Source organism: uncultured Muriicola sp. (assembly GCF_947258935.1).
Taxonomy (GTDB): Bacteria; Bacteroidota; Bacteroidia; order Flavobacteriales; family Flavobacteriaceae; genus Muriicola.
This window is the reverse complement of record NZ_CAMYKH010000012.1, coordinates 24,837-36,887: the sequence shown is the minus strand read 5'-3', so window position 1 is coordinate 36,887 and position 12,051 is coordinate 24,837. Positions and strand designations below refer to the sequence as shown.

The following is a 12,051-nucleotide window of genomic DNA, read 5'->3' as shown; positions in this document are numbered from 1 at the left end:
AGGTAAATCCGTTGGATAGCGTAAAGGCCAATTGAGTGATAGGATTGGCACCCGCTTCCGCAATATGGTAGCCCGAAATAGAGACTGAATAAAAGTTACGGACCTTATTTTCAATAAAATATTCCTGTACGTCACCCATAAGCCGCAAAGCAAATTCGGTAGAGAAAATACAGGTGTTTTGTGCCTGATCTTCTTTCAAAATATCGGCCTGTACTGTACCTCTAACTTCCTTTAAGGTCTTCTTTTTGATAGTCTCATAGACATCCGCCGGTAGTACCTGATCTCCGGTAACTCCAAGGAGCATAAGTCCTAGACCATTATTGCCTTCAGGCAACTTACCCGAATATGTAGGTTGACCTTCCTTACTGTCCTTTAGAAGTTCCTTTATCTTTTTGGCTGTCTCTTTCTCAAGTCCTTGTTCTACTATATACTTTTCGCAATTCTGATCAATGGCCGCATTTAAGAAAAATGCGAGTAACATAGGAGCCGGACCATTAATGGTCATACTTACAGAGGTCATGGGATCGGACAGATCAAAACCTGAATAGAGTTTTTTTGCATCATCAAGACAACAGATTGAGACTCCTGCATTTCCAATCTTTCCATAAATGTCCAGGCGTTCCCCAGGATCATGACCATAAAGTGTAACGGAGTCAAATGCTGTAGAAAGTCGTTTTGCCTTCAGATCAAGGCTAACATAATGAAAGCGTCTGTTCGTCCGTTCGGGCCCACCTTCTCCAGCAAACATTCGTGTAGGATCTTCTTCTGTACGTTTAAAGGGATAAAGTCCGGCCGTGTAAGGAAAAAATCCGGGAACATTCTCCTGCAGGGACCATCGCAACAGATCACCCCAGGCCTGATATCTCGGTAGAACCACTTTTGGGATCTGTGTATAAGACAACGACTCTGAATGGGTCTCAATATCAATTACCTTATCTCGCACTTTAAATTGGTAGATCGGCTCTTTATAACGCTGTACCTTAGATGCCCATTGAATAATTGTTTGCCAGTGATATGGGTCGAGGTTTAATTTATTCCTGTTAAATTCTGCAATAAGAAGTTTTAAAAAGGCTTTATGTTCTTCATGTACATCTTTTAAAAGCCCTTCCTCATCTAAGCCCACCTCCAGTATATATGGCAAGGTTGTTTCTTTGCTCTTCGTTTCATTTTCAGACACCACAGATAGAATGGTTTTATAGACCCCATAAAGCGTTTGTGCAGTGCTACTTTGTATATCTACTTGCAGATCGTACCCTCTATTTGCTTCTGCGATCTCTGATAAATAGCGAGTTCTGGCCGGCGGAATAATAAAGCGTTTTTCCGGTTCATCTATTGCCACAGTGAACTCAGACCGCAGTTCCGCTCCCGTTTTCTCTTCCAATTGCTGCATTACGGCCTTATAAAGACTGTTCATCCCCGGATCATTGAACTGAGAGGCAATAGTTCCATAAATAGGAAGAGATTCCGGTTCTACATCCCACAGGTTATTATTACGTGTATATTGTTTACGAACATCCCGGAGTGCATCCAGGGAACCACGCTTATCAAACTTATTTATGGCGACCAGATCTGCAAAATCTAGCATGTCTATTTTCTCTAACTGAGTGGCCGCACCAAATTCTGGTGTCATCACATAAAGCGACATATCACTGTGCTCCACGATCTCCGTATCGGACTGCCCTATTCCTGAAGTTTCAAGAATAAGAAGGTCGAATTCTGCCTGCTGGAGAATATTCAACGCATCTCCTACATATCTGGAAAGGGCGAGATTAGACTGGCGGGTTGCCAGCGAACGCATATATACCCGGTCATTATTTATGGAGTTCATTCGGATACGATCTCCCAAGAGTGCACCTCCTGTCTTCCGTTTAGATGGGTCAACTGAAACAAGACCTATGGTCTTTTCGGGAAAGTCGAATAAAAACCGGCGTACCAATTCATCGACCAAACTCGATTTCCCTGCTCCTCCTGTTCCTGTAATTCCAAGAACCGGCACCTTTTTTTTAGTTGGAGGTAATCCCTTATAGTGATTCTCAAAAGACTGCTGATCATTCTCTGCCAGACTAATTAAGCGAGCTATTGTAGTTATGTCCTTGTTCTTCAATGAGGTTAACAGATCTTTACCTTTTGGCAAGACCAAAGGGGGTGTAGGATAATCAGATTGCATTACCAGGTCATTGATCATTCCCTGCAATCCCATTGTTCTGCCATCATCGGGAGAATAGATACGGGTGATGCCGTATTTCATCAAGACCTCAATTTCTTTGGGTAATATAACACCTCCCCCACCTCCGAAGATCTTTATATGCCCTGCACCTCGTTCCTTAAGAAGGTCGTACATATAAGTGAAATACTCATTATGCCCCCCTTGATAGGAAGTCAAGGCGATTGAGTTGGCATCTTCCTGGATGGCACAATTCACCACTTCCAAAACAGAACGATCATGTCCTAAATGGATCACCTCTACTCCGGTTGATTGGATAATGCGTCGCATTATGTTGATAGCCGCATCATGACCATCAAATAGCGAGGCTGCAGTAACAATTCTGATCTTATTCTTCGGGATATAGGGTTTAGTTTGCTCCATTTCTAATAAACAGTCCTTTTCAAGGGTGCAATTTACGATAAATGCAAAAATTATTGATTTACATTTAGAATTTTATAATATTCTTCCTGTTATTTGGGTGTGGGGCCAATTGTACTAATTTTACGAACTTAAAGCAGCGACCATTGAAAGCAACCTTTCTCATTCATTGTCCAGACCAGACCGGCATTATCAGTACGGTAACTAGTTTCATTCAGGAGAATGGAGGAAATATTATATATCTGGACCAACATGTGGACAAGGAAGCCGGGGTATTTTTTATGCGTTTAGAAAGCGATTTTGCAGATTCTCAAAATTCCGAGACCAATCTTAAGGATCAATTTGATAAACGTATTGCCCGGACTTATAAAATGGAATGGAGCGTACATTTTGGGGATGAAAAACCTAGAATGGCACTTTTTGTAAGCAAGTACAATCATTGTTTATACGACCTCCTCAGTAGGTACTATTCGGGAGAATTAAAGGTTGAGATCCCTTTTATTGTCAGTAATCATGATGATTTAAAATACATTGGAACTCAATTTGATATACCTTTTTATCATATACCCGTAACGAAGGACAACAAGGCCAGGGCAGAAACAGAGCAATTGCAATTATTAAAGGATCATTCTGTAGACTTTATAGTACTAGCCAGGTATATGCAGATCATTAGTTCAACACTCATAGAGGAATTCCCTAATAAGATCATTAACATACACCATTCATTTCTCCCGGCCTTTGCGGGAGCAAAACCTTATCATGCTGCCTTTGATCGAGGTGTTAAGATCATAGGGGCCACCAGTCATTACGTAACTGAAGAATTAGATGCCGGACCTATCATTGAACAAGATACGGCCAGGGTGTCGCATGTGCATAAGGTGCACGACTTTGTGGATAAAGGACGTGATCTGGAGAAAATTGTTCTTTCCAGGGCTGTTCAACTGCATGTGAATAGAAAAACCATGGTTTACAACAATAAAACTGTGATCTTTTCCTAATTCCTTCACAAATAGGTTGATACTCCAGTCATTCGGTTTTTTATTCTTTGCTACGTTTATTTTTCATAAATTACTCCTCCATTCAAAAAGAATGCTATGATGTAAAGATTGAACCTGAAAAGGTTTCATTTGCATTCAAGAAGACCGAATTATATGACGAAAATAGCCGTTCTTGGTCCTATTCCAAGAGATACGATTTTTACACATCATGGGGAGACCATTAAGAAATATGGCTGTGTGACCCACCCCGTTATAGCCCTTGCTAAACTGTTTGGGAATGATGGTACGGTATATCCGGTATCTCATGTTCATGAGGTGGATTACGAAAATATTCTTGAACTCTTTAAGCCATACACAAATATTGATACCTCCTTTGTTTCAAGTAAATATGACAGAGGTACCGTTATTGAGTTAAAATTCGTAGATCAGAACAATCGTTTGGAGCGTCAAACGGCATGTATGAGACCTATAGTACCTAAAGACATTAAGGATATAGAGGAGATGGACGCCTATGTATTTATTCCTATTACCGACTTCGAGATTTCCTTAAGGACCTTAAAATTTATCAAAAAGAAAAGAAAAGGACTGGTTGTTTTTGACGCTCATGGACCTACTACCTCTATGGGAATGACCGGGGATCGCTACCGCAAATTTTGGGTAGATATGGATGAATGGCTGAAGTACATAGATATCTTAAAAATGAATCTCGAAGAATCACAAGCATGCTGGTTTAAGAGAGAGTATTCTGCAGAAGAGATGACAAGTTATGATGAAGAAAGAACAGAACACCTAGATGAGATGGCTGCCTATGTCCTTAAGAAAGGGGTTAAATTCTTTTATGTAACCTTAGATGCCAAAGGGTGTGTTTTCTATACTAAAGAAGGCAAAGACGTAAAAAAACAGTTTATAAAATCTGTCTATGTGGATCATGTGGTAGATACAACCGGTTGCGGAGACTCCTTTGCGGGAGGACTAGCCTATGGTTTTGCCGTTTACAATGATCCTGTTAAGGCCGCTCAGTTTGCGAATGCTTTAGGCGCCCTGCGTACTCAGGGTAAGACCTTTGATGTATTCAAATCTAAAGAAGACACTGAGGCCCTGATCTCCGAATATTACGACAGCTAGAGAAAACTACTTCTCTTTTCGCATGTCAAATACATCTATAAACCATTAATTATTAGTGTTTTTACGACAAAAAGTGACTTTTGAACTTAGAAAGTTGCAATAATTTAATCCTATTTCCGTTAGCTACATAAGTCCGTCAAAGGTAACTTTCAAAAAAAAACGTAAGTTACTCCCAAAAGGACCAAAAAAAATATTTTTTACCCGTATTATTTGAGTTAGTATTTTTGAGTTAGTTAGTTTAAAAAACCGGTGTAGTGGCCGGTTTTTTTATGCGTAAATCTCAACTTATATCCTTTTCTCTGAGCCTTATATTTTTTTCTTATACAAGCCATCAAAAAGAACGCTAACTGAATCTTCATCTTGTAGCACTTCCCATAGTTGCCGAATACTCTCATCTTCATTTAAAGTATAAGTGATCTGCTGTACCTGGGAAGTTCCATCTTCCCGTAATACAGCATCGGACCGCAGTATCATTTGGTTATTTACTCTTTTCCCTTTGAGTTTTAAAATGGTTCCGGCAACATCTAACCAAAGTTGCTCCCATTGTTCTGTTTTGGTATTATAGTAGTTGAAACTCGTTCCGGTGAAGTTTCCGTTTGCACTTGTCCAACTTTCTTTAATCACACATCCCCCATGTTCCTTTACAATTGTATTTTCTCCGGCTTTGGCGCCATTGGGCAAGGTGACATCCCAATTCCCAATCCAAAAATCAAATTCGGAATGAGCTTCCGTGCAACAAGCACAAGGTGTATTCTGAGCTACTGATATCGTGATAGAAAGAATCAGTATAAATCCTGTTATTATATTTCTCATTGAATTTTATAATTAGCTTTTTAAGATACAAAACCGTCCAGTGAATTTTGTGATTTTACTAAGCATTATTGTTCGAGTTGTTAAGGATATGCAACCAGAACGTTAAATATTAGATAAATAACCTCAATTTTAGCTGAATCCCCTATTCCTAAAAAACTAAAGAACCTATTCATACGTATCTTTATACAAAAGAAAATTACAATGGAAAACCAAAATTGCAAAGTTGGGGCAACTACCCATATAACAAGTGGATCTCATGCTTCTGATAGAGTAGAAAGTTTTTATAATTCCTTTGCTACTATGGCTTCAGATACTCAATATGTAGGAACACAAATGGGCGAGTTTTTTGATCGCAAAGCGCGTAGTCTAAAAAAAATACTCGAAGAATTGGTTTAGGAACCCGACTTCTTTTTTTTCAATTCATTACTCATTCCTTGTTGTAGTACACCAGCTTCTTCTGCTGCCTTTTCAGCAAAATCCCTCCCCCTGGAAGCATATAAGATACCTCTTGAAGAATTGATCAATAGACCAACTTTTTCGTTCAGACCAAAGCGGCATACCTCATCTAACTTGCCTCCCTGTGCACCAACGCCCGGAACCAATAGAAAATGATCCGGAACTATAGCCCTTATCTCTTTTAAATAGCTTGCTTTGGTAGCCCCAACAACAAACATCAGGTTTTCAGAATTCTTATAGGCCTTTGAAGTTTGCAGCACTTTTTTATATAATTCAGTTTTGTCTACTTTTTGAGTTTGAAAGTCGAATGCACCCGGATTGGAAGTTAAAGCAAGAAGAATTGTATGCTTGCTCTCAAATTCCAGAAAAGGTTCAATTGAGTCGCGACCCATGTAAGGGGCCACGGTGATTGAATCAAAATTTAGTGCTTCAAAAAATGCCTTCGCATAGCGGGTAGCTGTATTACCAATATCCCCTCTTTTTGCATCGGCTATCGTAAATATCTCGGGATACGAGTCATTCAGATATTCAATAGTTTTTGAAAGTGATTTCCATCCTTTAAGACCATATGCTTCATAAAAGGCCGTATTGGGTTTATAGGCAACACAGAGGTGGTGGGTTGCATCAATTATGGCCTTATTAAAAGCGAAAATAGGATCTGCTTCACTAAGGAGATGAGGAGGTATCTTCTCCAGGTCGGTATCGAGGCCGATACACAAAAATGATTTTTTGAGATAAATCTGCGCTACTAACTCCTCTGTAGTCATAGGGTATTAAAAAATTTCAGAAGCCTCCTTTAATTTTTCAGTATTGTCTACGAGCATTAGCTCGTCTATGATCTTTTGAATATCGCCGTTGATAATATTCTGAAGATCGTATAGCGTAAGCCCAATCCTATGGTCTGTAACCCGTCCCTGAGGATAGTTATAGGTCCTTATCTTGGCAGATCTATCACCACTACTTACCTGTGAATTTCGCTTGGCAGAATCCTCTTCCTGTTTTTTCTGCAATTCCATATCGTACAAACGAGACCGCAGTACTTTAAAGGCCTTTTCTTTGTTCTTGTGTTGCGACTTTTGATCCTGGCATTGTGCCACTAATCCGGTAGGGATATGGGTTAGTCTTACTGCAGAATAGGTAGTGTTCACAGATTGTCCCCCGGGTCCTGAAGAACAGAAAAAATCGACTCGTACATCTTTTGGATCTACCTGTACATCAAAGTCCTCCGCCTCTGGCAAGACCATAACGGTAGCGGCACTGGTGTGCACCCTGCCTTGTGTTTCTGTTTGAGGAACCCTTTGAACGCGATGCACTCCGGCTTCAAATTTTAAGGTGCCATATACGTCATCACCTGTTATTTCAAAATGGATCTCTTTGTATCCTCCACTGGTTCCCTCGCTTAAGTCAATAATATTTGTTCTCCAGCCTTTAGACTCACAGTATTTTGCATACATTCTGTATAGATCTCCTGCAAAAATACTCGCCTCGTCACCACCTGTACCTGCTCTGATCTCCATCACCACATCTTTGGCATCTTCTGGGTCTTTTGGGATCAGTAAAAATTTAATTTCGTCTTCTAACAGCGGCAGAGCTGCTTTGGCTTCATCCAATTGCATTTTGGCCATTTCAATCATCTCAGGATCAGCCCCGGCAGATATGATCTCCTCTGCTTCTTCAAGATTGTTCTTTAACTCAATATAAGTGTCTCTTTTATCTACTAGGACCTTGAGGTCCTTGTATTCCTTGTTTAATTGAACGTATCTTTTTTGATCTGTAATAATATCAGGTTGTATGATAAGGTCCGAAACCTCATCAAAACGCTGCTTTATAATATTTAATTTATCTATCATGTTCTTTCTTCCCTTACGCGGCTAATTTACAACATTTAGGAGCAATAGTTGATAATAAATTAAATGGCATCAAATAGAAAACCGCACCAATTGGCCCATTTTAAAGGAATCGCCATGGAAGTAATCTACTACAGGAAGAAGTTAACTTTATGAGAGGAGTTACTCAAATACCCGTAAAATATCCCCATTCAACTCAGTGTTGAAGATCTTAAGTGGATTATTTGTAATGGTATTCAAGGGGGTTCCATTCTGAGAGAACCGGGAACCATGGGTAGAGCAATAGAAAATTCCTCCATCGTCGTCAATAAAACGCACCTGATCTGTCTGTTGATGACTACATATCTGGCTTGCAGCAATGAAATTGCCTTGAAGGTTCTTAACTACCACAACCTCATTCTTTAGAATAAAGTCCCCATTATTCTGTAGTTGGGCTCCTTCACTAGAGGTTAGGTCGATCGTAAAATCAACCCCTGTTGGGATTGGCAGGCCACCCTCATTATCCTTGGAACATCCTTGTACACAAGGAAAGGTTAGAGCAAATGCGGCTCCCGCACCAAGGGTTCTTAAAAATGCTTTTCTTTCCATAACACAAGATTTCTTTTTAAAAGAACGCAGCATTAAAAAGAATCGTATGTCTTAGTAGGTAAAGGTGCCAAATTCACTATTGATCGTGAGCTTTTTGGCAGGATGTGCCTCTACCCTTCCTATAACTTGAGCCGGGATATTAAAACCTTCAGAAATAGCAATAAGATCGGCTGCTATATCCTCATTTACATACAATTCCATGCGGTGTCCACAATTAAATACCTGGTACATTTCCTTCCAGTCTGTCTTAGATTGTTCCTGAATAAGTTTAAACAAAGGAGGAATTGGGAATAGATTGTCCTTGATGATATGAAACTGATCTATGAAGTGTAATATTTTTGTTTGTGCGCCACCACTGCAGTGCACCATCCCATGGATATCTTTTGCGTCAAATTGTTCCAGCATCTTTTTGATCACGGGTGCATAGGTACGAGTTGGGGAAAGAACCAATTTACCAGCGTCTAGCGGCACATTTTCAACATCTTCTGTTAGTCCTTTCTGACCCGAGTACACCAAGTCTTCAGGGACAGAGGGATCATAACTTTCGGGATATTTTTTTGCCAGTACTTTAGAAAATACATCGTGTCTGGCAGAGGTGAGCCCGTTACTTCCCATACCTCCATTGTATTCCGCTTCATAGGTAGCCTGTCCAAAGGAAGCCAGGCCTACGATGACATCACCGGCCTTAATATTGGCGTTGTCTATTACTTTCTCTCGTTTTATACGCGCTGTTACCGTTGAATCTACTATGATGGTCCTAACAAGATCACCCACGTCCGCAGTTTCGCCTCCTGTAGATTGAATATGTACTCCATAGTTTGCCATTTCCTTGATCAATTCTTCAGTACCAGATATGATGGCTTCTATAACCTCTCCGGGAATAAGGTTCTTATTTCTCCCAATGGTTGAGGAAAGCAAAATATTTTCAGTGACTCCCACACATAAAAGATCATCCAAATTCATGACCAGGGCATCTTGTGCAATCCCTTTCCAGACAGACAGATCCCCTGTTTCTTTCCAGTACATATAAGCCAGGGAAGATTTGGTTCCAGCGCCATCGGCATGCATCACCAGACAATATTCCTTATCGTTGGTCAGGGTGTCTGCTACTATTTTACAAAAAGCCTTTGGGTAGAGTCCTTTGTCAATATTCTTAATGGCCTTATGCACATCTTCCTTAGAAGCGGAAACTCCACGTTGGTGATATCGTTTACTAATGGGCGTACTCATGGGAAATTATTTACAGCAAAAATAGGGGAATGTTATAAAATCTGGGTAAGCCCGAAAGGCTTTCTGCACAGTTTTTAATTTATTTAATAAATAAAAGCTCCCGGTATTTTGCCAATGGCCAACTCTGGTCATCTACGAGTTGTTCTAATTTATCGCAATGGTAACGGATATCATTAAAATACGGCTTAACATCATTGCAATAGGCCATTGCCTTCTTATGAACATCTTGGCCGGCGTTGGCCTTTTTACGAGCTTCTATCATGGCATCCGATTTTTTCTTAGTAGCACCCAAATGAGTAGATAGTTCTTCCAGGATTGCCAATTGGCCTTCCGCCATTTTTTTATAGCCAGCTCCAAAAACCTCTTTGAGGCCCTTTACATTTTCTATGACTTGATTCTGATAAGTAATAGCCGCAGGTATAATATGCGTATTGACAAGTTCATTAAACACCCTTCCTTCGATCTGTGTTTGCAAAATATAATTCTCCAGATCTACTTCCTGTCTGGCGCGCACTTCTACCTCACTCATTACATTCATATCCTTGAAGAGATCGAGGCTTGCTTTTGCAGTTAAAATATTCAGGGCTTGTGGGGTAGTTTTATTGTTGCTTAGCTTTCTTTTAGCAGCCTCTTTTTGCCAGGCTTCACTATACCCATCTCCATCGAATCTAATTCTTTTAGAAGATTTTATATACTCCCGGAGTATGTTAAAAATAGCTTCGTCCTTTTTTAGGCTCTTCTTATCTACAAGGGCATCTACTTCTTTCTTAAAGTCGATGAGTTGTCTTGCCACAATTGTATTAAGAACGGTCATTGGTTTGGCACAATTCACTTTGGAGCCCGCTCCCCTCATCTCAAATTTATTTCCGGTAAAAGCAAAAGGTGAGGTACGATTTCGATCTGTATTATCTAACAAGATCTCAGGAATCTTCCCAACTACATTTAATTTTAGTTCCGTTTTTTCCTCCGGAGACAGTTTTCCTTTAGAAACTCCCTCTAATTCGTCTAATACGCTAGACAATTGCTTCCCTATAAAAATTGAAAAGATGGCAGGCGGTGCTTCATTAGCCCCAAGACGATGATCATTACTGGCAGAAGCTATGGAAGCTCTTAATAATTCCTCATATGTATCCACAGCCTTAATTGTATTTACAAAAAAGGTAAGGAACTGCAAGTTCTTCATCGGAGTAGAACCCGGGCTTAAAAGGTTTACTCCAGTATCAGTAGCCAGGGACCAGTTGTTGTGTTTACCGGATCCGTTGATCCCCGCAAATGGCTTTTCATGAAAGAGCACTTTAAAGTTATGACGGTCTGCAACTTTTTCCATCACATCCATTAAAAGTAAATTGTGATCTACTGCCAAATTGGCTTCTTCAAAAACCGGAGCAAGTTCAAACTGATTGGGTGCTACTTCATTATGTCTTGTTTTTACCGGAATCCCTAATTTGGTACATGCCATTTCCAGATCCTTCATAAAATTGAGGGCTCTTAGAGGTATTACCCCAAAGTAGTGATCATCTAGCTGTTGTCCTTTCGCCGCAGAATGGCCTACCAAAGTTCTGCCTGTAAGGACCAGATCTGGTCGGGAATTGGCCACGGACTTGTCTATTAAAAAATATTCTTGCTCCCAGCCCAAGGTGGCCATCACTTTATTTACATTCTTATCAAAGTATCTGGCCACTGCTGTTGCAGATTCATCCACAGCATGTAAAGCCCTTAGCAAAGGTGCCTTGTTGTCTAGTGCTTCTCCGGTATAAGCAACAAATATTGTAGGTATACAAAGAGTTGTGCCGTAGATAAATGCAGGTGAAGTAGGATCCCAGGCTGTATATCCTCTGGCTTCAAAAGTATTTCGAATACCTCCACTGGGAAAGCTAGATGCATCCGGCTCTTGTTGAACCAACTGACTCCCTCCAAATTTTTCAAGGGCCTTACCATCTGGTAAGAGATCAAAAAAAGCATCGTGCTTTTCAGCCGTAGCCCCGGTCAAGGGCTGAAACCAATGTGTATAGTGTGTAGCTCCTATGGACATAGCCCATGCCTTCATGGCTTCTGCGATCTGATCTGCAATCTTTCTGTCTATCTGAGATCCTGTTTGTATGGCGTTCTTTACACTATTCATGGCATCCTTTGTAAGGTATTGCATCATGCGATCCGTGTTAAAAACGTTCACTCCAAAGGCCTCAGACCTTCGCGTATTTTCCACTACTGAAATCTCTTTATGTTGAGAACTTTGAAGGATGGCATTGAATCTTATATTGGACATTGTCAGCAAATTTATTTATCTGGAGGCAAAATTAAACATTTCATAGATATCCCCCCTAAAAATATCATTTTATATAATTTACCCTATAAAAAAAAGGGGTGTTAATAATTATGTCGATTTTATTGATAAATACCCCCTATTTTT

At 40.2% G+C, this 12,051-nt stretch carries 10 protein-coding genes; 3 read left to right on the top strand and 7 right to left on the bottom strand.

The genetic code is table 11. The features are described 5' to 3' along the window. The coding region (locus tag Q0X72_RS03540; protein ID WP_297762075.1) for a methylmalonyl-CoA mutase family protein at positions 1 to 2,587 on the bottom strand (2,587 nt) is incomplete at its 3' end. A gap of 143 nt (positions 2,588 to 2,730) precedes the next feature. Here Q0X72_RS03540 and purU point away from each other — a divergent pair. Both purU and Q0X72_RS03530 read left to right on the top strand, forming a co-directional pair. Beyond that, the gene (gene purU / locus Q0X72_RS03535) at positions 2,731 to 3,582 is read left to right on the top strand and encodes a formyltetrahydrofolate deformylase (RefSeq protein ID WP_297762074.1); all 852 of its coding nucleotides are present in this window, start codon (positions 2,731 to 2,733) and stop codon (positions 3,580 to 3,582) included. A 153-nt stretch (positions 3,583 to 3,735) separates the two neighbouring features. Next, a complete protein-coding gene (locus tag Q0X72_RS03530) occupies positions 3,736 to 4,707 on the top strand; it encodes a carbohydrate kinase family protein (protein WP_297762072.1) in 972 nt (323 codons plus the stop codon). Positions 4,708 to 5,013: 306 nt separating this feature from the next. On the opposite strand, the gene Q0X72_RS03525 is transcribed toward Q0X72_RS03530, so the two are convergent. Next, positions 5,014 to 5,520, bottom strand: a complete 507-nt coding sequence (locus Q0X72_RS03525) for a hypothetical protein (RefSeq protein WP_297762070.1) — start codon at positions 5,518 to 5,520, stop codon at positions 5,014 to 5,016. A 201-nt stretch (positions 5,521 to 5,721) separates the two neighbouring features. Between Q0X72_RS03525 and Q0X72_RS03520 the strand changes: the two genes are divergently transcribed. Beyond that, the gene (locus Q0X72_RS03520; protein WP_297762068.1) at positions 5,722 to 5,916 is read left to right on the top strand and encodes a hypothetical protein; all 195 of its coding nucleotides are present in this window, start codon (positions 5,722 to 5,724) and stop codon (positions 5,914 to 5,916) included. Here Q0X72_RS03520 and pyrF read toward each other — a convergent pair. The 5 genes from pyrF to Q0X72_RS03495 form a co-directional block, all read right to left on the bottom strand. Next, positions 5,913 to 6,743 (bottom strand): orotidine-5'-phosphate decarboxylase, encoded by an 831-nt coding sequence (gene pyrF, locus Q0X72_RS03515; RefSeq protein ID WP_297762066.1) that lies wholly within the window; start codon positions 6,741 to 6,743, stop codon positions 5,913 to 5,915. The genes Q0X72_RS03520 and pyrF overlap by 4 nt on opposite strands. A gap of 6 nt (positions 6,744 to 6,749) precedes the next feature. Then, the gene (gene prfA, locus Q0X72_RS03510; protein WP_297762064.1) at positions 6,750 to 7,826 is read right to left on the bottom strand and encodes a peptide chain release factor 1; all 1,077 of its coding nucleotides are present in this window, start codon (positions 7,824 to 7,826) and stop codon (positions 6,750 to 6,752) included. Between the two features lie 159 nt (positions 7,827 to 7,985). Next, entirely contained in the window at positions 7,986 to 8,411 is a 426-nt protein-coding gene (locus Q0X72_RS03505) for a ubiquinol-cytochrome c reductase iron-sulfur subunit (protein ID WP_297762062.1), read from the bottom strand. 51 nt (positions 8,412 to 8,462) lie between these two features. Next, complete coding sequence (locus tag Q0X72_RS03500; RefSeq protein ID WP_297762060.1) at positions 8,463 to 9,641, bottom strand: AIR synthase related protein; 1,179 nt, start codon at positions 9,639 to 9,641, stop codon at positions 8,463 to 8,465. Positions 9,642 to 9,720: 79 nt separating this feature from the next. Continuing rightward, on the bottom strand, positions 9,721 to 11,907 hold the full coding sequence (locus Q0X72_RS03495; protein WP_297762058.1) for a glutamine synthetase III: 2,187 nt from the start codon (positions 11,905 to 11,907) through the stop codon (positions 9,721 to 9,723). Positions 11,908 to 12,051 lie beyond the last annotated feature (144 nt).

What these genes read in the sequence shown, in the direction of transcription:
- Q0X72_RS03530 (WP_297762072.1), top strand. Translation starts at nt 3,736, where the DNA reads ATGACGAAAATAGCCGTTCTTGGTCCTATTCCAAGAGATACGATTTTT.
- Q0X72_RS03525 (WP_297762070.1), bottom strand. Translation starts at nt 5,520, where the DNA reads ATGAGAAATATAATAACAGGATTTATACTGATTCTTTCTATCACGATA.
- Q0X72_RS03520 (WP_297762068.1), top strand. Translation starts at nt 5,722, where the DNA reads ATGGAAAACCAAAATTGCAAAGTTGGGGCAACTACCCATATAACAAGT.
- pyrF (WP_297762066.1), bottom strand. Translation starts at nt 6,743, where the DNA reads ATGACTACAGAGGAGTTAGTAGCGCAGATTTATCTCAAAAAATCATTT.
- prfA (WP_297762064.1), bottom strand. Translation starts at nt 7,826, where the DNA reads ATGATAGATAAATTAAATATTATAAAGCAGCGTTTTGATGAGGTTTCG.
- Q0X72_RS03505 (WP_297762062.1), bottom strand. Translation starts at nt 8,411, where the DNA reads ATGGAAAGAAAAGCATTTTTAAGAACCCTTGGTGCGGGAGCCGCATTT.
- Q0X72_RS03500 (WP_297762060.1), bottom strand. Translation starts at nt 9,641, where the DNA reads ATGAGTACGCCCATTAGTAAACGATATCACCAACGTGGAGTTTCCGCT.
- Q0X72_RS03495 (WP_297762058.1), bottom strand. Translation starts at nt 11,907, where the DNA reads ATGTCCAATATAAGATTCAATGCCATCCTTCAAAGTTCTCAACATAAA.